Raw genomic sequence first — 23,210 nt, 5'->3', positions numbered from 1 at the left:
GATCCCTTTTGTTTCCTGTAGTCATCGGAATCCCCGGAGGACACCCTGATGCGCACCACCCCACGCAAGATCGTGACCACCGCCCTGCTGCTCCTGGCGGCCCTGCCCGGCTTCGCCAGGGACGCCGCCACGCCGGCCCAACCCATCGCGGTGCAGATGTACACGCTGCGCAACGTCGCCACGCTGGATGAACAGCTGAAAATCGTCCACGACGCCGGCGTCCACGCGGTGGAAACCGTCGGCACGCAGGACGTCACCGCCGCCGAACTCAAGCAGCTGCTGGACAAATATGCGATCAAGGCCGTCTCCACCCACGTGCAGCTGGCGGATCTGCGCAAGGATCTCGATGGCGTGGTGGCGTTCAACCAGACGCTCGGCAACACCCATCTGGTCGTGCCGTATCTGGGCGACAAGGAACGTCCGACCGACGCTGCCGGCTGGACCACGCTGGGCAAGGAGCTGGGTGAAATCGCAAGCAAGGTCCAGGCCAGGGGCATGACCCTGGCCTACCACAACCACGACTTCGAACTGGTCGATTTCGGCGGCAAGACCGGTCTGGAACTGCTGTTCGACGCGGCCGGCCCCGCGCTCAAGTCCGAGCTGGATCTGGCCTGGGTGGCGCGCGCCGGCTACGACCCGGCCGCGATGCTCGGCAAGTTCAGCGGACGGGTGTTCGCGGTGCACGCCAAGGACAATGCGCCGAAGGGCGAGGCCGCGGACGAAGGCGGTTTCGCCGCCCTGGGCCAGGGCGTGCTGGACTGGAAGACCATTCTTCCCGCCGCAGCGAAGGCGGGCGTGCAGTGGTACATCATCGAGCACGATCAGCCGCGCGACCCGGCCGCCGTCGTCAAGGCCGGCGCGGACTACCTGCGCGAACACCTGCCGGCCGGCGCGACGCACTGATGCGCGGGCAGCGGAGGTTCAACTCCCTCGGCGTGGCGACCCTGGCCTTTGTCGCCGTTGCGTTGGCGACCGCCGCGGCTTCGGCGGAGGACGCCACCGCGGGCGCCAAGGTCTATGCCGCCAACTGCGCGGCCTGCCATGGCGCCAACCGCGCGGGCGTGGCAGGCGCGTTTCCGGCGCTCACCGATGTCGGCAAGCGGCTGGATCCGAAACAGATCAAGGAACGCATCCGGAAGGGCGGCGGCATGATGCCGCCCTTCGGCCATCTGTCGGAAAAGGATGTCGAAGACCTCGCGGCCTTCCTGAAGCAGTAGGACGCGCGGAGCCCCGCTCCGCGCCATCGCTTACAGCTCGCGCACCCAGATGTTGCGGAAGCTGACCCTGGAATCGTGATCCTGGATGTAGATCGGCGCGCAGCCATGCGGCGCGTAGGACGGCGCGCCGATGTATTCGGTCTTGCCGGACAGCACGGTATCGTTTTGCACCAGCACGCCGTTGTGCAGCACGGTGATGCGCGCGGGCGAGAGCAACCCGCCGCCTTCGGAAAAGCGCGGCGCCTTCCAGATGACGTCGTACGCCTGCCATTCGCCCGGCGCGCGCGAGGCGTTCACCAGCGGGATGGCCTGCTTGTAGATCGAGGCCGCCTGCCCGTTGGGATAGGTCGCGTTGTTGTAGCTGTCGAGCACCTGCAGTTCGTAGACCTCCTGCAGGAAAATGCCGCTGTTGCCGCGATGCTGGCCGTCGAAGCCTTTGGTCTCGGTGGGCGTGCGCCATTCCACGTGCAACTGGACGTCGCAGAACCGCTGCTTCGTGCGGATGCCCTTGCTGCCCGGCACCACGGTCACCGCGCCGTTGGCGACCGTCCAGGGCGCCTTGCCACCCAACTCGCTCTCCCAGGCCGAAAGGTCCTTGCCGTCGAACAGCACCACGGCGTCGGAAGGCGCGGCCTCGCGCGGCGTGGCCACCGTCGCCGGAATCGGCTTCCAGACCTCGGTCTTGGCAGGATCGCGTTGCGGGTCGGCCTGCGCCTGTGCGAGCGCGGGGCCCGCGGCCAGGAGGCAGGCCGCCAGCAGGATCGGTTTGCTCATCGTGTTCTCCAGCCAGAACGGTTCGGACGAAGCGCCCATGTCCATCAGTCGGTCGCCCAGGCGGGCGTGCCCGGAACGTAGGGCATGTCGCCGTCATAACGACCCGGCACGGCGACGTACTGCAGCACCTCGTTCGCTCCCACCTGCGAGGTGAAGAAGCTGAAGATCGACAGCTGCTTGAGCATGGTGAAGTAGTGCGGCTTCACCGGACCCTTGCTGGCGCCCCCGGCGGCCGCCTTGGCCGTGCTCAGGTAGTTGCGGGCTTCGGTGTCCAGGGTGCGCAGCAGGTCGGTGCGGGCCTGCGGCGCCAGCGCGACGAAACGACCACCGGCGCGCTTGTCCAGATCGGCCAGCCCGGCACGGAAGATCGCCAGGTTCTCCGGCGTGTAGCAGTCGGTCACGTACAGCGCCATGAAGGGGCCGGCGCCGGCGTCCTTGGCACCCGGCGTCTTGGTCCGCGGCAGGATGGTGTCCGCGACCTCGTCCAGCAGGGCGATGTCGGTGGCCGAGAAAGCGCTCTTGCCGTTCGGAGCCGGCGCCTGTCCGTAGACGAGGCCCGGAACACCGATCATGGCCGCGCCGGTGGCGGCGGCGATCATCTTCAGAAGTTCGCGACGTTCCATCACAGGTTCCCCGCCTTGAGTTCGCGCACCGCGTGATCCGCCGCCCGTGCCGTCATCGCCATGTAGGTCAGCGACGGATTCACGCAGGCACTGGAGGTCATGCAGGCGCCGTCGGTCACGTAGACGTTGGGCGCATCCCAGACCTGGTTGTGCTTGTTCAACACCGAGTTCTTCGGATCCCGGCCCATGCGCGCCGTACCCATCTCATGGATGCCCATGCCGGGCGCGTAGTCGCTGTCGTGGGTCCTGACGTCCTTGACGCCCGCGGCCTCCAGCATCTCGGCCGCATCCGCGCCCATGTCATGGCGCATGGCCAGCTCGTTCTCGCGCATGGACACGTCCATCGCCAGCACCGGCAGCCCCCACTTGTCCTTGCGATCCGGATCCAGGCTGATCCGGTTCTCGTGGTAGGGCAGCATCTCGCCGAAGGCGGTCATGCCGATGGACCAGTCACCCGGCACGGTCAGCGCGTCCTTCAGTTCGGCGCCGACGTTGAGTTCGGCGATTTCGCGCGACCAGCCGGAGCGGCTGGCCCCACCCTGGTAGCCGAAACCCCGGAGATAGTCGCGCTTGTCGTTGCCGACGTTGCGGAAGCGCGGAATGTAGAAACCGCAGGGACGACGACCGAAGTAATACTTGTCCTCGTAGCCATCGACCCGACCGGACGCGCCGACGCGGAAATGATGATCCATGACGTTGTGCCCCAACTCGCCGGAGGACGAGCCCAGTCCACCCTCCCAGATATCGGTGGCCGAATTCATCAGCACCCAGGTCGAGTTGAACGACGAGGCGTTGAGGAAGATGACGTTGGCCGTGTACTGGTAGGTCTGGCCGGTCTCGGCATCGATGACCTCCACCCCGCGTGCGCGCTTGCGATCCTTGTCGTACAGCACTTCCTTGACGATCGAGAACGGACGCAGGGTCAGGTTGCCCGTCTTCATCGCCGCCGGCAGCGTCGCCGACTGGGTCGAGAAGTACGCGCCGTAGGGGCAGCCCAGGATGCACTTGTTGCGGTACTGGCAGTTGACCCGGCCCTGCTCGGGCTTGGGCTGGGTGATGTTGGCGGTACGCGAGTGGATCATGTGGCGCGTGCCACCGAAAGCCTGCTTGATCCGCGCGGCCACGTCCTTCTCGACGATGTTCAGCGGAATGGGCGGCAGGAACTCGCCATCCGGCAGCACGTCCAGCCCCTCGCGGGTGCCGGCGATGCCGGCGAACTTCTCGACGTAGTCATACCAGGGCGCGATGTCGGCGTAACGGATCGGCCAGTCGGTGGCGATGCCTTCCTTGAGGTTCGCCTCGAAGTCCATTTCCGACAGGCGATAGCTCTGCCGGCCCCACAACAGCGAACGACCTCCCACGTGATAGCCGCGAAACCAGTCGAAGCGTTTGGTCTCGGTGTAGGGACAATCCTTTTCATCGGCCCACATCCCCATCGTTTCCTCGGAAAGCGGGTAGTCGCGCATCAGGACCGGATGTTCCGCGATCATCGCCTGGGTCGGCCGGCCACGATGCGGATAGTCCCACGACTCCTTCATCGCGTTGACGTAGTCCTTGACGTGCTCGATGTTGCGTCCGCGTTCCAGCATCAGGACCTTGAGGCCCTTCTCGGTCAGTTCCTTGGCAGCCCAGCCGCCACTGATTCCTGAGCCAACGACGATGGCGTCGTAGTGATTGTCTGCCATGGGTACTGTTTTTCCCTGGGTGGATAGCTGTTGTTTCAGGCGTCGCAGAGGCGGATCGCCTCACGCAGCGAGGCGACCGGATCCGGTGCGGCGGGCATGAACTCCTGCGCCAGATAGCCGTCGAAACCGGTGTCGCGAATCGCGCGACAGATGGCCGGATAGTTGAGCTCCTGGTCGTCGCCGATTTCGTGCCGGCCCGGTACGCCCGCCGTGTGGTAGTGGGTGAAGAATTCGTGGTGCTTGCGGATGGTGGCGATGACGTCGCCTTCCATGATCTGCATGTGGTAGATGTCGTACAGCAGGCTGAAATGCTTCGATCCCAGCCGCTTGCACAGGGCGACGCCCCAGTCGGAGTGATCGCACAGGTAATCGTGGTGATCCACCTTGGAATTCAACAGTTCCATCACCAGCATCACGCCGCGCTTTTCGGCATGTCCGAGGATGCGCTTCAGCCCGGCCTCGGCATTGGCCAGGCCCTGTTCGGGATCCATGCCGTTGCGGTTGCCGGAAAAGCAGATCAGGTTGCGATAGCCGGCGTCGGCCACCAGGTCGATGTGGCGGGTGTAGCGCGCCACCAGCTCGTCATGGAACTCGGCCCCGGCGAAGCCCTTCACCAGGTCGATCTCCGCACCGTTGCACATCGAGCTGTCGACGCCATGCGCCTTCAGCGTCGGCCAGTCTTCCGGCCCGACCAGATCGATGGCGGAGAAACCAATCCCTTTCACTATCTGGCACAGCTCGGCGACCGACTGTTTCGGAAACGTCCAACGGGCGACGGAATGCTTCAGCTTGCCCTTGAGCGCGAGCGGCTTCTCGGCGGCAAACCCGGGCATCACCCCGGCGGCGGCCAGTCCGATACCGCCCATCACCGCCGCGCGCAGCGCGCTCCGTCTCGTGAACTTCGGGTCCAGGGAATTCATCCCGGCGTCCTCACACCGCAAAGGAAAGCTTGCTCAACCAAATCTTTCGAGGCATGGCCCCTGCCACGGGAAGCACACCGACCTCGCATGCGGCGCGCCGGTTCGAACGAATAGACATCCATCCATCCCCCGGCCTCCCGACCGGCACGAAACCTCGAAGATTCGCCCTGATGCAATCGATTGCACCATAAAGCAGCCTCGCGTGTTCATGCAAGACTCCAGACGCGAAATCTTATGCTGCACGGCACAACAGCGACGTGCACCTCATCGCGTCATTTCCGCTCAGCGCCGGGTGACTTGCCACCAGGGTTCAGAGCGATGAACGCACGGCTCGCGATGCGCAAGCCGCCGCCAACGGAACGAAACATCACCCATGGTGATCGGTGCCTTGCTCCAACATGGCCACGATCGTTCCCGGATGCGCCTTGATGCGCGCTCGCCAGACATCGACGCGCTCAGGACGGCACTCAGGCTCCGCCGTCGTCTTTCTGGTCCGTGCTTCCGACCGCCTTGCGTTCGCCGGTGCGCTGGTTGACCTTCACCCGCCACGGATAGTGATCGCCCTCGCCTCCCGCGTCGCGTTGCTGGAGATGGTTGGTGACCGCCTTGCGCCAGGCGGGGCCGAGGTTGGCGGTGCTCATGTGCGGCGTCTTGGAATGATGGAACGCCACGTCGCCGCGCTGCATCGGGCAGATGACGGTGCGGGTTTCATCCACGGCGCAGGTGAGCAGATCGCTCTGCACGCCTTCGACCAGGCGATGCGGAAGGATGCCGAGCCGATGCCCTTCGTCGATGAAGTGCATGCAACCGTTGGTGGCGTCCACGTCCTGCAGGGGGATCCAGCCAGTGATGCCGCGGTCGGCTAGATTGCGCCCCCAGTAGCCCTCGTCCTGGTGCCACTCGGTGACCGCGCCATGTCCGGGCGGTTTGCCGAGGAACTGGTCGTACCAGAACGCCATGTCCAGCCCCATCAACTGGGACGAAAAACGTTCCAGCCACCGGCGATACGGCTGCACGGCGATATCCGCCCAGACCTTGCTCGGCGAGGACTGCACGATGCGGAAGCTGCGGTTCTCGCGGGACTCGCCCTGGCTCCATGCCCAGTCGTTGGCCAGCTCGTTCTTCTGGGCGATGAGGATGTCGCAGTAACTTTCCAGTTCGTCCAGCGCCGGTGGCGGAAGGGCCTGTCTCACCACCAGGTAACCATGCTCCCGGAAGAATCCGATCTGCGCGGCATCTGCATCCGGGTACATGACGGCACCTGAGAGAGGACGGAAGCGGCAGTAGATACTCCGGCCCGGAGTCGATCAATGTGGCGCCTTTACCTTGATGCCATAGAAAAAGTACGGATTGAATCGCGCCGCCCACTGGCTGCGGCACTGGCCGATGGCAGGCAAACCCGACGGCTCAACGTGCCTGCTGGAAAGCCAGCGATATCAGGCGCAAGGCCTCGCGCGATCGGCGATCGTTGAGGCTGCTGTAGAGCATCACTTCCTGTGCGGGAATCGGCGGCAAGGAGAGTATGTCGCCGGCGTCCACCGTGCCAGGGGGCGCGGTGCGCGGCGCCAGGACGGCAACGGCCATGCCGGCCGCCGCCGCCGCGCCGACCATGGCGGCGCCCCTGCCAACGAAGACTTCCTCCCACGCAACGCCGGCTTCATCGAGCGCGCGCGTGGCCGCGTTGCGAATGCGGCAGCCCTTGCCCTGCGTCGCCAGCGGCAAGGGCTGGCCGGGAACCGGCCGCCATCCCGGCGCCGATACCCAGGCCATCGGTTCCGCATGGATGGCCTTGCCCCGCTTGCGGCGATCATCCGGCCGCAGTACCCAGGCCGCATCGAGTTCATCCTGGTCGTACAGCGCCATCAGATCACGGCTGCCGCCCACGCGCATCTCCACCCGCAAAGCCGGATCGTGGGCGTTGATCCGTCGCAGGAGCGAAGGCAGTTCGCTGCCGATCAGTTCGTGGCTGATGCCAACCACCAGCCGGCGCGCTTCGACATCCCATGCCGCGACGGCGCGGTCGTGGGCCGAGAGCAATTCGCGCGCGACCTCCAGGAACGCCTGGCCTTCCGCGGAAAGCCGGACATGGCGAGGCGAACGCTCCATCAGCCGCCTGCCGAGCTGCGTCTCCAGCTTGCCCAGCCGGAGGCTGATGGCGGACTGCGTGGTCTCCAGCGCATCGGCGGCACGGGTGAAGCTCTGCAGTTCCGCCGCCGTCACGAAGGCCTGCACCGCGGTGATGTCCAGGGGCTTCATTTCAAGGATTCGATTTTGGAATGACAGATATCATCATGAATGCATTTTTGAAATGCTGGTGGCAGGGTACCGTTTTCACCAACCCCACGCACGGTTCCCCCGCCATGAATCCCATCCTCGGCATGACCCTCGCGATGCTCGCCGGCCTGGCCGCGCGCGACGCACGCGCCGCTTCACCGGAATCGCCCCTGCGGGGCACCTGGACACTGGTCGCGGCGGACAAGATCCTGCCCGGCGGAGAACGCGTCCGGGACTACGGCGAGTCCCCCACGGGCCGCCTGATCGTCGATGCCCGGGGGCGCTATTCCCTGCAGATCTTCAAGTCCGAACGCCTGCGGTTCGCATCGGACGACAAGGCACGCGGCAGCGCCGACGAGTATGCCTCGGCCGCGCTGGGTTCCAGCACCCACTACGGCACGATTGCGGTCGACGCCTCGCGGCACACCCTCACCTTCCGCATCGAAGGCGCCTCGTTCCCGAACTGGGAAGGCACCAGCCAGCAGCGCGAGTACACCCTGGACGACGGCGTGCTGACCTACCGGGTGCCGGCCAGATCGGACGGCTCGATTCCGGTTTCCGTGTGGAAGCTGGACTAGGCCGCTCGCCGGCTCTACACCGACCTCAACCGGTCGGTCGCCGCCTTCGCAATCTCCCAGAACACCGAGGCATTGCCGGTCGCCCGCGCGGAAAGCATGGCGCCGTGTATCGACGCCATGAACACGGACGCTTCCGCGGACGGAGTGTCGTTCAATCGCATGTTGTCCTGCTCCACGCCTTGCGCCAGGGTCCGGCCAATCCAGGCATGAAGGTCGTTGAAATGCGCCTTCACCTCATCCGCGACTTCCGCCGGCACTGCTGGCAATTCCGCCGCCAGCAGCGCGCAAATGCAGATGGGCGGATTGGAGGCCTGGATGCAGTCCGCCCAGTAGCGCGAATAGGCCAGCAGCCGCGCGAAAGCATCCGGGGTGGATTCGTCCAGCGCGCGCAGGCCGCGCCGGGTGGCCTCCCGATGCTGCGCCACCGTCGCCTTCACCAGATCCACTTTTGCGGGGAAGTGGTGGTGGATGCTGGCCTTGCGTACGTCGACCAGTTCCGCGATGTCCGCATAGCTGAAACCGTTGTACCCGCCGGAGGCCAGCAGTTCGTTCGTCCGCCGGATGATCTCCTGCGCCTTGGGCGAGTACTGCGGCTGCATGTCTGTTTCTGGAGTAGGCATCAATCGTTCACCCGGCCTGGAGGATTTTTTGCCTGCGCAGCGCGAGCATCTGCAAGGGGATGCCGATGATCAACGCCAGAAACAGCGCGCCCTGCACGCCGAGCAGCAGCGGGTCCTTCAAATCGGTCACCAGCGGATGGCCCACCGGCAGCCTGCGCAGGCTTTCGCTGACCGTGGGGACCATCAGCAGGAACACGCTGATGCTCAGGGCAATCGTTTGCACATGTTTCCAGAAGGTCTTCGCCGTTCGCCACCGCGCGATGCCGTAACCCAGCAACAGCATCGCCAGCGTGACGGACGCCACGATGGCGCTGATTGGCTGGTGCGCAATCGGATACACCGTCAGCACCCCCAGCAGCATGAACCAGAAATACGCACGCCCGGCGCGGGTTTCGGGAACGATCCGCCCGTACTTGAACAGCATGTAGGCGGCAAGGGGAATGGCCGGAAGGCTGCCCAGTGTGTGGAGCCAGCCGATAGGAGAAATGCCCACGGGGTCGTTCCTGTCAGAGAGTGAGGCGACTATACCTACTAGTAGGTAGACTGTCAATCGGTGAGAAGAACCGGTGCGTGTGGCGTCCCGCGCTATCAGGCAGGCAGGACGCTATCCACGTCTCCTCTCGCTGACCTGGCGCTGGCGGCCTTATTGCTGCCACCGGGACCCATTTGCTGGCCGCCGTGCATCAGCGCCTGGGAATCCACAGGCGAATGAGAGAAAGGCCGCCACGCAAGGTGACGGCCCTTCGGATTGCACGTCCGGGCCGCGACGTGCGTTTGCGCCGGTCAGTAGTCGTAACTGACGGTCAGGCGCGCATACGTGGGCGTCTGATAGGCGACCGGCTGGTTGTACAGCGGATTCAACGTCTTGTCGGGCAGCTGTGAGAACGGGTAAATGTTGGTCGCCGCATCCTCGTTGGTGACGTTGAAGACGTTGAAGCTGAAGGCCAGCTTGCCCTCGGCGAAGGCGGGCTTGTACAGCACGCCCAGGTCGATCTGGTTCACCCAACCCAGACGCCCCTGCGACCCGGGGGGTGAGGGTCGGCCGGTATCGGTGCTCGGGTCATAGCAGTAGTGGTACGGGCCGCCGGTGATCGCGCTGGTGCCATAGCCGGCCGGGTCCGTGCCGGTGTAGGTGTCGCCGTAGTAGTTGCCCAGGCAGTTGCGGGGCGCGCCGGAAATCATGCTCAGGTTGCCGGACACGCCCCACTCCGGAGTCAGCTGGTAGTAGCCATACAGCTTGATCTGGTGGCGATGATCATTGGACTGGTCGCCGTTGAAGTGTTCCATCAGCGCGGCGTGGTCCCAGCTCTGCGTGGTCGATACCGAGGCCTGGCCCTGGTAGCTGCCGAGCGCGCCACCGGTACGCCACAGGTCCGAACGCAACTGGCCCTCGGTGGTGCCATAGCTGTGCGACCACACGTAGTTGAACTTCGTGTACCACTTTCCGTCGAACGGACGCTCCAGATTGAACTCCACCGCCGAGTAGTTGCGCTTGAGTTCCGGGAATCCGGCCGCCTCGCGGGTCACCGTGACCTCATGGAACTGGCCATCGGTGCCAATCACACCCCAGGTGTTGGTCTTGCCCGGATTGATCAGCGCCGCGCCGGATACCTTCGACCAGTCAATGGTGATGCCCTGCGCGGCGGCCGCCTCGATCAAGGCGGTATTGGACACGTCATAGTTCTGGTCGTCGATGCTGGCATTCAGGCGTCGATGGGTAGCGCGGACACCGTAAACCCAGCCACTCTCCAGCTGCTTGGTGAAGCCCAGGATGATTTCGTCCTGGTTCTCCCCTTCGATGTCCTTGGCCACCGCGGTGCGCACATCCGCGATGCGGCCGAAGCGCGAGTTGGCCGACACCGCGGATCCCAACTGCTGGGAAATGATCGGCGTGCCGTCGGCGTTGATACCGCTGTAGGTGTAGTAGGTACTGGTATTTATCGCCGGCGTGAACAGGCCAACCGGTGACAGTGGCAGGCCGAGGTAGTAGCGGCCAAGGTTGCCGAACACCTTCAAGGTGGAATCGCCGTGGACGTCCCAGCTGAAACCGATGCGGGGTGCCCATGCGTCCTTGACCTCGATGTAGGCTTGGCCGAATGGCGTGTAATTGGTGAATTCGTCCTTGCGCAGGCCCAGGTTGAGCAGCAGGTTGTCGGTAATCTGCCACTTGTCCTCGATGTAGTACGCCTTCTGCTTGGCCTCGTAGGAATACAGACTGGTGTTGATGTTCCTGATGACGTAGTAGCCGCTGGCGCCATGCACCGGATCCACCAGGCCCGGGCTCGGTGCACCGATGCCCCCATCTTCATTCGCCGCCTGGGTGATCAGGCCGTTGGTTTGCAGGCCGTTGGGATCGTCGGTTCGGCCATAGGTCCATGAGTATCCGGGGCCGGACAGGATAGAGCCGATGTCGATGCCCTCGGACTTCTGGTTGTCGATGCCGAAGCTGAGCGTGTGGTCGCCGACCCGCCATTCCAGATTCAGGCGGGTATTGGTTTTCTTGTACTCGCGGTCCGGATCGCTGGTCGAGATGACCTTCTGCGTGCCGAGGATAGGCGCACCACCGGTGTACGCGGGATTCTGCTGCGTGGCGTCGGCGATCAGCGGGCCGTTGGCTGGGTCATAGCCGGATGGCGTCACCTCATCGGGTGTGGACATTTCGCCATACAGGGCGGTTACGGTGACGTTCTCGCCGAAATAGCCGGTGTACTTGCCAAGATACAGTGTGGGTCCGGCTTCCTGTCGGGAATCGTCGGCATAGTACGTGCCGCGCTCGCGGGTTAGGTAGTCGTAACGGTAGATCTGCCCGCTGGTTTCGTACTCGTCACTGGCGCCGGTAAGTTCGAGCAGATGATTGTCTGTGATGTACCAATCCAGCTTTGCGTACCAGCGCTGCTGGGTGTAGCTGTAGTCCGTCCAGCCGCCGTTGGCGCCGTTGGCGGAATCACGGTTGGACAGCACGCGCACGCCATCGGAATCCGCCTGTTCGGCGGCGACGAAAAAGAACAGCCGATCCTTGAATATCGGGCCGCCGGCATAGGCACTGTAGGTGGTCGTACTGGATTCGCTCTCACTCAACGGCTGGTACAGACCGTTGGCGGCCCGTGCGTAGTCGTAGGCAGTGTTTTTGTTGGTGCTGCCAAGGCTGTCGGGACGCCAGTAGATGTTCTTCTGCTTGGCCTTCAGCCCATTCGGTTCCCAGATCACCGCCGCGCCGAAATGCCACTCGTTGTCGCCGCGCTTGCCGACCTGGTTGATCACGCCGCCATTGCTGCGGCCGTACTGCGCGCCGTAGCCGCCGGTGAAGATTTCCTGCTGGTCGATCGCCCCGTAGGGCAGCGTCAGGCCGCCCAGGCTGTTGCTGGCCGTGGTGGTGTTGAAGCCGTTGAGGTAGTAGGCGTTTTCACTGGCGGCGGATCCACCGAAGCTGGGAAGCGAACCGCCCAGCGGACCATTGTCAAATCCGCCGCTGTTGCTGACCACGCCCGGCGCCAGCAGCGCGATGGCTTCGGCGGTGCGCCCCAATGGCAATTGCAGCAGCTGTTCAGAGGTCACCACCGTACGGGTATCCACCGTGGTGACATCGATGGGATTGAGTCGCGATCCGGTCACGCTGACCGTGCTCAGGGTCTGCAGGTCGCCCGTGCCCGCGAACGAAACGACAGTGCTGGCGCCCACGGTGATGGCCACGTTCTCTCGGGTTTCGACTGCCTCGCCGCCCTGCTTCACCGTGACCTTGTAGGTGCCCAGTGGCAGGTTGCCCAGTGCGTATCGACCACGCTCGTCCACCGCGACCTCGCGGCTGAAACCACTGTTGTTCTCGATGAGTACGGTCTTGCCGGCGCCATTGGCCACGTTGCCGGAGATGTTGCCGGTCGTGGATTGCGCCCATGCCGCGCTGCTGGCGAGCGCGAGTGTCAGGGCAAGCGCCAGCCTGCCAGCGCGGGGATGAGCGGTGCGGTATGTCTCTCTCTTCATTTGGAACCGGCTCCTGTTGTGGGGGGAGAAGCGACTACGGGACGCTGGGACGCGTCGCCGGTCTGCCGGCCCCCTTCCAAGCCGGAATTCCTGCGAATCCGAAAAACAAAGACGTTGTTGTACCGCGCCCCCTATCAGTTTTAGCTTTGCCGTAATGGCGTTGTAATAAATATCGGAGCCGTTTTGATAATGCAATGGCATGAACATCATTGCACCCAAGTGGTGCGTCGACGATGCAATGAGGTGAATGCCATCACCACTTTCATTACGCTTCAAGCGGACACTCGTGATAGAGATCACCGTTGACCGCCACCTGTCCTTGCACTGCAGGAGAGTCATTGGTCAATGCCCGTCCGCGGAGAGGCACGCTCATGAGCCTCGCATGGACAAAGGTGCTTTCTGCAAACCGCCCTTTTCTAAAGAGATGGCCTGCACGATCTTGCATATCGTGCAGGCTCATCCTCTTTGTCACATCGGATCGATGTCAGCGACCGGCGTGTTCAGCAGTTGCTGTCCCGCAGATGGGTCGATGCCGTTATCGGCAGCAAGCTGCTTGGGGAAAACGCCCAGCTTGGCCACGCGCTTGGCGAAGCGGCGGTTGCTGCCATTGAAGGTGTTCAATCCCCCGGCGTTCAATACTGGTGGAGCCGCCAACGCTTCATGACCACCGCAAGTCGATCCACATTGCCAGCACCTGTCCCGGCTCAACGATGCGCGGCGCAAGATTGAATCCATCCGGCGGCCCCGTCTGTGGTTCCACGCAGGTCGCGTGCCCGGCGCCGTCGTACACCACCCAGTGCGTGCAATCGGATGTGACGTGGAGTCGTTGCCGCGCGCGTTCCAGCACGGCGCCGTCTTCGGCGATGAAGCAGTCATCCCAGGGGCCGGGCCGGGGCGGCACCAGCGGGAGCGTCGCGATGCCATCGTGGTCCCGTGGATACATGGCCGAGGGATGGAAGACGAGCCGGTCGGGCTTGCGGAACCAGGGATGCCAGCCCAGCACGGCCGGCATGGGCTGGTCGCCGGCCTGTACCGACAGGTCCAGCCGCAGACCGTGGTCGTGCAGGGTGATTACCTGTCTCGCGAGACCGCCAAAAGGCCAGTAGCCATCCTGCGGCAGCAGCAGGGACAGGGTTGCGGTGTCGTCATCCTGCGACTCGATTCGCCAGGAGCGGGAAAAGCCGAGGCCATGGATGGCGTGGCCCCCGAAGTTCACCGGCAGTTGGTAGGCGCGCCCACCTGCCTGGAAGCGACCCGCGCGCACGCGTCCGGCCCACGGCACCATGGGATAACAACCCCACGCGATGGTGTCGGGCCAGCCATCGAGGGGACCAATCAGCCAATCCACGCCGTCGAACCGGATCCGGGCGACGCGGCCGCCGGCGGCCGGTGCCAGCTCGACCTCCAGCGATCCCCTGTGCAGACGAATCGTTTCGCCCGGCGGCATCGGTGCGGACGCATCGTCCCGGGGCAAACGACGGATCTCAGTCGCCATAGGGGTGGATGGTGCGGATGTGGCCGTGCGCGTCATGCTGCAGTTCCGTGCACTTGGCGGTGCGCAGGTGGGTGGCGCCGCCCGACAGCAGTGCGTCGTGATAGAACAGGTACCACTTGTCCGCGAACGCGCAGATGGAGTGGTGCGTGGTCCAGCCGACCACCGGAGTGAGGATCACGCCCTGGTAGGTGAACGGCCCATAGGGGCTGTCGCCCACCGCGTAACAGAGCAAATGGGTGTCGCCGGTGGAGTAGGAGAAGTAATAGCGGCCTGCATGCTTGTGCACCCAGGCGCCCTCGAAGAACCGTCGTTCGTGATCGCCGGCGCGCAGGGGTTGTCCCTGCTCGTCCAGGATCATGATTTCGCGCGCGGGTTCGGCCAGCGTCTTCATGCCGGTATCCAGGCGGGCCACCCGCGGCCCGAGCGCGGGCGCGTCCGGAGTCGGCTCCTCGTGCATGGCGTCATGGCGGTTGTCGCGGTACTTCTGCAGTTGCCCGCCCCAGATGCCGCCAAAGTAGAGGTAGTGCTCGCCGTCATCGTCCCGGAAGACCGCCGGGTCGATCGAGTAGACGCCCGCGATGGGTTCGGGCTCGGCGGTGAACGGTCCCTCCGGTCGCTCCGAAACGGCCACGCCGATCCGGAACAGGCCATCGGCCTGCTTGGCGGGAAAGTACAGGTAATACTTTCCATCGCGGCAAGCCGCGTCCGGCGCCCACATCTGCCGCTCCGCCCATGGCACATCGCGTACGTGCAGGGCGACGCCGCAATCGGTCGCCGGGCCATCCGGCGAATCCATCCGCAGCACGTGGTAGTCCTCCATGACGAAATGGCCACCGTCGTCATCGAAGGCGGCGCCGCCGTCGATGTCGTGGGACGGGTAGATGTACAGGCGCCCGTCGAACACATGCGCTGACGGATCCGCGGTGTACAGATGGGTGAGCAACGGCTGCGAGATGGCGCACGCGGCCAGTCGTTCCAGTTCGGCGGCCGGCGTTGCCGGCTCTCCGTGGGGGAGGATGTCGGTCATGGGGAGGAAACCTCGGCTTGCAGGGGGCGGTCGACGGCGCGGCGGCGCTGGTCGAGTTCGTGCTCGATGCGCACTTCCATCCGCTTGTCGATCTCGTAGATGAAGAGCAGCGCCACCGCGATCAGGAACGGAAGGGCGCAATAGACGCTGACGGTCAGGCGGATGCCGTCCACCACGGCGGCCGGTTGAGTTTCCAGCCCGGCCTGGTAGCCGTAATGGGCGAGGATGCCGGCGACCAGCGCACCGCCGGTGCTGAGGCCGATTTTCAGCCCGCACAGCATTGCCGAGAAGATGATCGCGGTGGCCCGTCGGTGGTTCTTCCATTCCGAATAGTCGGCCACGTCGGCGATCATCGCCCACAACAGCGGGATGGTGATGCCGTAGCAGAAGCCGTGCAGCATGAAGGCGACGAACACCCAGCCCACCGCGGTGGGCGGAAACAGGTAGAACGCCAGGAGGAACAGCGTGGAGACCAGCAGCGCGACGCCGAAGACATCGCGCTTGCCAAACCGATCGGCCAGGCGGCGCGACACGCCGATGCCCAGGATCATGCAGACGATGCCACCGCCATTGAACAGGCTGAAGGTGGACGTGGCCGGATCCTCCGGCCACTGGAAGCCGGCCAGTCCCGCGCCGGTCAGCATGGCGTTCAACGAAGCGATCAGGCCATTGAAACCGGAATCGCGCAGGAAAGCGGCCAGCGCGGCCTCGCTCATGTAGTACTGGAAGTAGTAGATGTAGGTGCCGCCCTTCAATGCCAGGTTGGTGAATACCAGCACCGTCAGGGCCAGCATCACCTGCCACGGCCGGTTGCGCAGCAGATCAGCCAGGTCCTGCAACACGCCGGCGGACTGCTCGCGGGTGGGAACGATGCGCTCGCGCGTGGTGAGGAAGGTGATCAGGAAGAACACCGTGCCAACCACCGCGAACAGGGTCATCACGCTCTCGAATCCCCTCACCCGATCCCCGTCGCCCAGGATCAGGACCAGCGGCAGCAGCAGCACCTGGATGATGAACTGGGCAATCATCACCGCCACGAACCGGTACGAGGACAGGCTGTTGCGCTGGGCCATGCTGCCGGTGAGCACGCCGCTGAGCGCCGAGTACGGCAGGTTGTTGGCCGCGTACACCAGCACCAGCAGGCTGTAGGTGGCCAGCGCGTAGATGATCTTGCCCCGCTCGCCCAGTTCCGGCGTACTGAAGGCCAGCAGCGACAGCACGCCGAATGGCACCGCGGTCCACAGGATCCAGGGCCGGAACTTGCCCCAGCGGGTGGAGGTGCGATCGGCGACGATGCCGATCACTGGCGTGAACACGAACGCGCCCAGCAGTCCCACCACGAAGATGATGGTGGCCGCGGTCGCCGGCGGCAGCCGGTAGACATCGGTGTAGAAGAACGCCAGATAGGTGATCAGCGTCTGGAAAATCAGGTTGGCCGCGAGATCGCCCAGGCTGTAGCCCAGCTTCTCGCGGATCGACAGCGGCTGTTCGCGGCTGGACATGCGTGTTTTCCCCCTGGCATCGGTGCCATGCAATTCCGGCGATGCCGGTCCCACGGTTGAATCAGTCATCGGCGCCCTTTACCTCGAATTGCGCACTGGCACGCGCGTCGGCGCTGGAGCCGCCCACCCGCACCTCGTAGCGCCCGGGTGGAACAATGTAGGCTTGGCGTGCTTCGTCGTAGCGTCGCAGGGCGGACTCCGGCACCAGGTCGAACGTCAGCGCGCGCCGTTCACCGGGCCGCAGGTGGATGCGCTGGAAACCGCGCAACTCCTGCCGCGCATCGCCGGGCCGGGCCTGGACGGGGCGGACATACAGTTGCACGACTTCATCACCGGCGCGCTCGCCGATGTTCTCCACCCGCAGCTTGATCCGCACCGTCGCGTCCGGCTTCACCGTACGCTTGTCCACCCGCAGGCGCTGGTAGTCGAAGCGGGTGTACGACAACCCATGCCCGAACGGATACAGCGGGGTGCCATCGAAGTAACGGTAGGTGCGTCCCTGCATGCGATAGTCGTCAAATGCAGGCAGTACTTCATCCGCCTTGTAGAACGTGACCGGCAGGCGGCCGGCCGGACTGATGTCGCCGAACAGCGCCTCGGCCACCGCCGAGCCCCCGCGTTGACCGGGATACCAGCTCATCAGGATGGCGCGCAGATTGGTGTCGGCCCAGTCCACCGCCAGCGCGGATCCGCCGGTCAGGACCAGCACCACCGGTTTGCCGGTGGCGTGCAGCGCTTCCAGCAGCTTGCGCTGGGTCGCCGGCAGGCGCAGATCGGTGCGGTCGCCGCCGGCGAAGCCGGGATAGTTGACGGTCATTTCCTCGCCTTCGACATCGCCGGTGAGTCCGCCCGCGAAAATCACCACGTCCGCGTCGCGCGCCGCATCCAGCGCCTCCTCGAACGGCGGCTTGGCGCCCGGCATGCGCCAGGCCAGCCGGACCGCGGCATCGCGTTCGCCATCGTAGTACTCCAGGCGCAGGTCGTAGGCGCGGCCAGCCTGAAGATCCAGCTCGACGCCATCGCTGCGCAGGCGATCGCTGGCGGTCCAGTGATCCAGCACCCGCACGCCATCCAGGTACAGGCGGAAGCCGTCGTCGGCCGCCGCCTCGATCCGGTACTTGCCCGACACCGGCGGCAGCAGTTGGCCGCTCCAGCGGATGCTGAAGCCGTCGCTCGGTATCCCCTGCCCCGGCGCCGCCTCGCCACGCGCGAGCAGGTTGTCGGTGGGCGATCCGCGATCCCAGCGGAATCCGATCTGCGCGTCGGTTCGCACCAGCGCCGGCGCGCCAGACAGATCCCGGCTGCGGAAGTACTCGCCGCGCAGGCCGCGTTCGACGGAATCGGCGGACGGTCGCAGGTAGGTCGCTTCGATCAGCGGGGTGGCAGCGGGGTCGTCGCGCCCCTCCACCAGATCCACGCCGCGCGCGTAGGTCACCCGGATCCCCGGCGCCGCGTCGCGGATGCCCTGCAACAGGGTCACCGGCGCGGCCGGCGTGCCGAAGTAGTTGCCGAGCAGCGCCATGGTGTCGTCGGCGGTCGGGCCGATCACCGCGATGCGCTTCAGGCTGCGCGACAACGGCAGGATGCTGTCGTTCTTCAGCAGCACCAGCGATTCGCGGGCGGCCTTGAGTGCCAGCGCATCGTGCGCCGGCGACTGGTTGACGGTGTACGGCATGCGCGCCCAGCGCACGCGCGACGCCGGATCGAACATGCCCAGCCGCATCCGCGCGGTGAACAGCCGCGTCACCGCCTCGTCGATTTCCGCCTCGCTGATCAGGCCCCGGCGCACGGCGGCGGGCAGCGTGGCGTATTCCTCGCCGCATTCCAGTTCGGTACCGTTCTTGACCGCCAGCGCGGCTGCTTCCTCGCGGGTGGCCACTATCTTGTGGTTCTTCCATACATCGACGATGGCCCAGCAATCGGACACCACGTAGCCGGTGAAGCCCCAATCTCGCCGTAGGAGATCGCGCATCAGGAACCGGCTGGCACTGGCCGACTCGCCGTAGAGGCGGTTGTAGGCGCCCATCACCGCGTCCACCTGGCCCTCCTTCACCAGCGCCTCGAACGCGGGCAGGTAGGTGTCGTACAGATCCCGCCGACTCGGACGGGCATCGAAATGATGGCGGTCGGCTTCCGGGCCACTGTGCACCGCGAAGTGCTTGGCGGTGGCGTCCAGCTTGCGGTGCGTCGGGTCGTCACCCTGCAGGCCGCGCACGAACGCCACGCCCATGCGCGCGGTCAGGTAGGGATCCTCGCCATAGGTTTCCTGGCCACGGCCCCAGCGCGGGTCCCGGAAGATGTTGATGTTCGGGGACCAGAAGGTCAGGCCCTGGTAGCGGCCATGCGCGCCCTCGCGCACGAACTGGTGGTGCTTGGCGCGCGCCTCGTCGCTGATGGCGGTGGCGACCTCGCCCATCAGCGGCACGTCGAAGGTGGCCGCCAGGCCGATCGCCTGCGGAAACACGGTAGCCTGGCCGGCGCGCGCGACCCCGTGCAGGCCCTCGTTCCACCAGTCGTAGGCGGGCACGCCGAGGCGTTCGATGGCGGGCGCGGCGTTCTGCATCTGCGCGGCCTTTTCCTCCAGCGTCATGCGCGCCACCAACGCCGCCGCGCGTTCCTCGAAGCCGCTGCGGGTATCCAGCCAGGGCGCTGGTTCATCCGCGGCCACGGGGCGCGCGGCGAGCAACGCGAGCGCGCACAGGGCCAGCGCACGCAGGCGCGGCGCGTTGCGGAGGTGTGCCTGGCATTTCGGTTCGGTGATGGTCATCGTTCTCTCCCGCTCAGTGGGCACGTTCGTCGCGCGCGAAGGGACCCAGCAACGTGCCGACGAAGCCCCCGGCCCGGTCGGTGCTCAGTACGGTGCCGTCGATGTCGCGCGCCAGCGATTGCCAGCCGCGGCCGTCGCCGGCATCGAAGGCGAATCCATAAGCGCCTTCGTCACCGTCGATCTTCAGGCGCAGCGCGCCACCGGCCTCGACCTCGCGGGTGGCAAGCGTGCGTGCGGCGCCGGTGCCCCACCGCCCCTCCAGGAACACCTGCAGCCTGCCGCCGCTTGTTCGGCGCGCACCGAGCAAATACCAATGCGTCTCGCTCTGGAACGCGGCCAGTCCGGCCGCGACACCGGCGCCGGGCAGCGACATCGCCGTGCTGGCATCGAAGCGAAGGTGCTGCTGGCGGCGTCCCAGGAACGCCGGGTTGCGCAGCGTGTCCAGGCCTTCGGCCAGCGGATGGAGGGCCAGCGCGCCCGGGCGCGTGGCCAGATCCGCCCAATCCCGCCTGGGCACGCGCACGCGCAGCCATTCGCGGGCCAGCGCCACGCCGTCGAACTCGTCGCGATGGACGAAATTTCCGGTGGACGGCGCCTGCGCGGCATCGGTGCGCATCCACGACGGCGCGCGTGCGATGTACGGGATGGTCTGGCCGGCCGGCAGGATCACCGGCCATCCGTCGCGCCATTGCACGGGCAGCAGATAGGTTTCGCGTCCGGTGTTGTAGTGGCGCTGCTGGTAATTGCGACTGGCCAGGAACACCGCCCACCACGTCCCGTCGGGCCCTTCGACCAGATCGGCATGCCCGGCGTTGGTGATCGGCAACGACCGATCGACCGGCAGATCGCGCTGGGTCAGGATCGGATTGCCCGGATACGGCACATACGGCCCCCACACCTGCCGGCTGCGCAGCACCACCTGCGAATGCTGCGGCCCGGTCCCGCCTTCGGCGTCGGACAGGTAATACCAGCCATCGCGCTGGTACAGATGCGGTCCTTCGATCCAGATCGGGTTCGTTTCCGGGGCGACGCCGCCATCGATCAGTACCTTGCGCGGGCCGATCGGCTGCAGGCGCTGCAGGTCGATCTCCTGCATCCAGATCGCGCGATGGCCATCGTAGCGCGGAGGACCGACCGGCTCGTCGTTGTTGAGCAGGTAGACCTTGCCGTCCTGATCGAAGAACAGTGACGGATCGATGCCGCCGATGGTCGGCAGCCAGTGCGGATCGGACCAGGGCCCAGCCGGATCGCGGGCGGTGGCGATGAAATTGCCGCCGCTGTCGGTGGCCGTGGTGACCACGTAGAACACCCCGTCGTGGTATTCGATGGTGGGCGCGAAGATGCCGCGCGAGACGCTCAGCCCGTCGAAATCCAGCTGGGTGGGCCGCTCGATGACGTTGCCGATCTGTTTCCAGTGGACCAGGTCGTCGCTCTCGAACACCGGGATGCCGGGATAGAAGGTGAAGCTGGAATTGACCAGGTAGAACTTGCCCCGCGCGGCGACGATGCTGGGATCGGCGTGGAAGCCGGCCAGCACCGGATTGCGATAGTGGCCGGCGGGCAGCGCCGGTTCGAACGCGGCATCGCGGCCGGCGTACTCGAACCAGTCGAAGAACACCGGCGCCGCGGCATCGGCTGGTGGCGCCGAATGCGCCGGCGCGGTGGCCAGCAGCAGGGCCAGGCCGCTGGCGAGCAGCCATCCCATCGTCCTTATTCGGGACGACGATGGCAGGCATGGCGACGTGTTGCGATCCGGATTGGGATCGCGCGCGCGAATTCCGTTGCGGAAGGATGCGTTCATCGGGTCGTCTCGGCCGCGGTGAGTGGAAGTTCGAAAGGTCCGGCGGGCAGGCCGGCGCCGTCACGCAGGGTGCAGGTCGGCCCGTCGGCCCAGCAGTAGCGCACCCGTCCGGCATCGCCGGACCGTTGCGGTGCACGCAGGACCACACGATGGCCATGGATCGTCGCGTCCACATAACGGCAACCGTCCGCTTCGCCACCGCACAGCTCAAAGCCGATCGGACCGGCCGCGCCCGTCGTCGCCAGCGCGCCGGTGACGCCATCGAACGTCACCACCACCGCATCGGCGGTCCGCCGCGCCTCGCGCGGCACCGGGCCGGAAGGCGCGAGCGCGCGCGCGCCGTAGATCACGTGGCGCGCCGCGCGCGCCAGCCGTCGCGCCAGTTCCTGCTTGTTCGGCGGATGGATGTCGTAGTGATCGCCGATGTCGATCGTTATCGCCAACCCCGAGCGCGGCTCCTCCGCCACCACCCGGCGCTGCGCTTCGCGGACCTCCGCCCATCCACTTTCCGTCGGTGCGGAAGGCGGCATGCCGTAACCGGCCAGTTGCGCCACCAGCATCGGCAAGCCGTCGCCCAGTTGCCGGCGCCAGTCCGCGCGCAGCGTGCGCAGTCGCGCCGCGTAGCGCGCGCCGTCGGCGGTGTTGGACTCGCCCTGGTACCAGAGGAAACCGCGCAGTCCGTAGCGACCGAGCGGCGCGATCATGCCGTTGTACAACGTCGACAGACCCGCCGCCGCCTGCCAGGGCGCGCTGGGCGGCGCGTCGGTACCGGGCGTGGGCCGGTAGCGCCAGTCCGCATCCAGCGGCACCCGGCTGCCGTCGTCAAAGCGCAGCGCATGCGCGGCCGCCGGTCCGGCGAGCCCGCCTTCGCGCCAGGTATCCAGCACGTTGACGACCACGCTGTTGGCGCCTTCCCGCAACAGGCCGCGCGGCAGCGCGTAGGCGCGCGCGGCATCGGCGCCATAGCTGCTACCGACGGGCACGCCATTGACCCAGGTCATGTCCGTTTCATCGGCCGCTCCCAGTTCGAGCACGGCTCCACGTGCGGCTTGCGCCGCGCTCAGTTCCACCTGTGCGCGGTACCACACCATGCCGTCGTAGGCCGCCAGTTCGGGGACACCCCAGCGCTCCCAGGCGCCGAGTCCGGCGGGCGCCGGCCGCCACGCCGGATCGGCCGGCGCATCCGCGCGCCACGGTTCGTCACCGGCGGCCGTTTCCTTGCGCGCATTCCACCAGCGCTGCCAGTACGCGCCCCAGCGCGCGACCGCGGCGATCGGGTCGGCGGCATACAGTGACAGCACGTCGAGCGCCTCGCCCCCCTGCCCGCCCGCGCGCAGCGCGTCCACACTGGTCCAGGCCTCGATCCGCGAACCGCCCCAGGCCGCCTGGACCAGTCCCATCGGCACGTCGATCGTCTTGCGCAGTTCGCGTGCGAAGTAGAAGCAGGCCGCCGAGAAATCCCGCACCGTGTCCGGCGATGCAATCCGCCAGGCGGTCGGTTCGGAGAAGTGCGACTGCGGCGTGATCGCACCGGCCCGCGGAACGGTGAACAGGCGGATGCGCGCGTCCGCGGCGGCGGCGATCTCCCCGCCCGCATCCAGCGAGCGCCAGACGGGCAGTTCCATGTTCGACTGCCCGGCGCACAGCCAGACATCGCCAAGCCATATGTCACGCACGGTCTGCACGGCATCGCCCGCTTCGACCCGCAGATCATGGGGTCCGCCAGCCGCCTGCGCGGGCAGGCGGATTTCCCATGCGCCGTCGTTCCCCGCCCGCGTCGCCGACGCGGCGCCGGCGAAGGACACGCTGACCTGCTGCCCCGGCGCGGCCTGGCCCCAGATACGCAGCGGCGCACCGCGCTGCAAGACCGCGTGATCCTGGAACAACTCATGCAGCAACGCCGGGCGGTTCGCTTCCTGCGCGTGCGTGCATGGCGCCGCCATGCACCA

The 23,210-nt window shown here is 66.1% G+C and carries 19 protein-coding genes; 3 read left to right on the top strand and 16 right to left on the bottom strand.

The genetic code is table 11. The annotated features are described in order from the left end of the window. Positions 1–48 precede the first annotated feature (48 nt). Together FG323_RS13805 and FG323_RS13800 are read left to right on the top strand one after the other, a co-directional pair. Positions 49–903, top strand: coding sequence for a sugar phosphate isomerase/epimerase (locus tag FG323_RS13805; protein ID WP_141455237.1), 855 nt, complete (start codon positions 49–51; stop codon positions 901–903). Further along, the gene (locus FG323_RS13800) at positions 903–1,217 is read left to right on the top strand and encodes a cytochrome c (protein WP_141455236.1); all 315 of its coding nucleotides are present in this window, start codon (positions 903–905) and stop codon (positions 1,215–1,217) included. The genes FG323_RS13805 and FG323_RS13800 overlap by 1 nt, the downstream gene beginning before the upstream one ends. A 30-nt stretch (positions 1,218–1,247) precedes the next feature. Here FG323_RS13800 and FG323_RS13795 read toward each other — a convergent pair whose 3' ends face one another. The 6 genes from FG323_RS13795 to FG323_RS13770 all read right to left on the bottom strand — a co-directional run bounded on the left by FG323_RS13795 (position 1,248) and on the right by FG323_RS13770 (position 7,475). Further along, complete coding sequence (locus tag FG323_RS13795) at positions 1,248–1,991, bottom strand: DUF1080 domain-containing protein (RefSeq protein WP_141455332.1); 744 nt, start codon at positions 1,989–1,991, stop codon at positions 1,248–1,250. Positions 1,992–2,035: 44 nt separating this feature from the next. Beyond that, a complete protein-coding gene (locus tag FG323_RS13790; protein WP_141455235.1) occupies positions 2,036–2,614 on the bottom strand; it encodes a gluconate 2-dehydrogenase subunit 3 family protein in 579 nt (192 codons plus the stop codon). Then, positions 2,614–4,299, bottom strand: coding sequence for a GMC family oxidoreductase (locus FG323_RS13785; protein WP_141455234.1), 1,686 nt, complete (start codon positions 4,297–4,299; stop codon positions 2,614–2,616). Before FG323_RS13785 ends, FG323_RS13790 begins: the two co-directional genes overlap by 1 nt. Before the next feature lie 35 nt (positions 4,300–4,334). Beyond that, positions 4,335–5,165 carry a TIM barrel protein gene (locus FG323_RS13780; protein WP_255470190.1) on the bottom strand — a complete coding sequence of 277 codons (831 nt, stop codon included), beginning with the start codon at positions 5,163–5,165 and terminating at the stop codon, positions 4,335–4,337. A 521-nt stretch (positions 5,166–5,686) separates the two neighbouring features. Then, positions 5,687–6,472 (bottom strand): phytanoyl-CoA dioxygenase family protein, encoded by a 786-nt coding sequence (locus tag FG323_RS13775; RefSeq protein ID WP_141455233.1) that lies wholly within the window; start codon positions 6,470–6,472, stop codon positions 5,687–5,689. 154 nt (positions 6,473–6,626) lie between these two features. After that, complete coding sequence (locus FG323_RS13770; protein ID WP_141455232.1) at positions 6,627–7,475, bottom strand: LysR family transcriptional regulator; 849 nt, start codon at positions 7,473–7,475, stop codon at positions 6,627–6,629. A 104-nt stretch (positions 7,476–7,579) separates the two neighbouring features. Between FG323_RS13770 and FG323_RS13765 the strand changes: the two genes are divergently transcribed. Further along, positions 7,580–8,071: a lipocalin-like domain-containing protein gene (locus FG323_RS13765; protein WP_255470180.1), complete on the top strand. Its 492-nt coding sequence runs from the start codon at positions 7,580–7,582 to the stop codon at positions 8,069–8,071. Positions 8,072–8,085: 14 nt separating this feature from the next. Here the strand turns inward: FG323_RS13765 and FG323_RS13760 are convergent, their stop codons facing one another. From FG323_RS13760 to FG323_RS13720, 10 genes are all read right to left on the bottom strand, one after another. After that, positions 8,086–8,670, bottom strand: coding sequence for a TetR/AcrR family transcriptional regulator (locus FG323_RS13760; RefSeq protein ID WP_141455231.1), 585 nt, complete (start codon positions 8,668–8,670; stop codon positions 8,086–8,088). A gap of 28 nt (positions 8,671–8,698) precedes the next feature. Beyond that, on the bottom strand, positions 8,699–9,184 hold the full coding sequence (locus FG323_RS13755; RefSeq protein ID WP_141455230.1) for a hypothetical protein: 486 nt from the start codon (positions 9,182–9,184) through the stop codon (positions 8,699–8,701). Between the two features lie 290 nt (positions 9,185–9,474). Then, positions 9,475–12,669, bottom strand: a complete 3,195-nt coding sequence (locus FG323_RS13750) for a TonB-dependent receptor (RefSeq protein WP_141455229.1) — start codon at positions 12,667–12,669, stop codon at positions 9,475–9,477. A gap of 468 nt (positions 12,670–13,137) precedes the next feature. After that, entirely contained in the window at positions 13,138–13,290 is a 153-nt protein-coding gene (locus tag FG323_RS19730; RefSeq protein ID WP_181444231.1) for a hypothetical protein, read from the bottom strand. A 37-nt stretch (positions 13,291–13,327) separates the two neighbouring features. After that, entirely contained in the window at positions 13,328–14,164 is an 837-nt protein-coding gene (locus tag FG323_RS13745; RefSeq protein WP_141455228.1) for an aldose epimerase, read from the bottom strand. Then, positions 14,154–15,191: a glycoside hydrolase family 43 protein gene (locus tag FG323_RS13740; protein WP_141455227.1), complete on the bottom strand. Its 1,038-nt coding sequence runs from the start codon at positions 15,189–15,191 to the stop codon at positions 14,154–14,156. Before FG323_RS13740 ends, FG323_RS13745 begins: the two co-directional genes overlap by 11 nt. Next, the gene (locus FG323_RS13735; protein ID WP_141455226.1) at positions 15,188–16,693 is read right to left on the bottom strand and encodes an MFS transporter; all 1,506 of its coding nucleotides are present in this window, start codon (positions 16,691–16,693) and stop codon (positions 15,188–15,190) included. Before FG323_RS13735 ends, FG323_RS13740 begins: the two co-directional genes overlap by 4 nt. 61 nt (positions 16,694–16,754) lie before the next feature. Beyond that, a complete protein-coding gene (locus FG323_RS13730; protein WP_141455225.1) occupies positions 16,755–19,460 on the bottom strand; it encodes a glycoside hydrolase family 3 protein in 2,706 nt (901 codons plus the stop codon). 13 nt (positions 19,461–19,473) lie between these two features. Continuing rightward, complete coding sequence (locus tag FG323_RS13725) at positions 19,474–21,165, bottom strand: glycoside hydrolase family 43 protein (protein ID WP_141455326.1); 1,692 nt, start codon at positions 21,163–21,165, stop codon at positions 19,474–19,476. A gap of 92 nt (positions 21,166–21,257) precedes the next feature. Beyond that, entirely contained in the window at positions 21,258–23,204 is a 1,947-nt protein-coding gene (locus FG323_RS13720; protein WP_181444242.1) for a sialate O-acetylesterase, read from the bottom strand. Between the last annotated feature and the right edge of the window lie 6 nt (positions 23,205–23,210).

It is taken from the genome of Pseudoxanthomonas sp. z9, from assembly GCF_006542425.1.
In the GTDB taxonomy this organism is placed as follows: domain Bacteria; phylum Pseudomonadota; class Gammaproteobacteria; order Xanthomonadales; family Xanthomonadaceae; genus Pseudoxanthomonas_A.
Note: the sequence above shows the minus strand (reverse complement) of the source record. Positions and strands in the feature narration are given on the sequence as shown.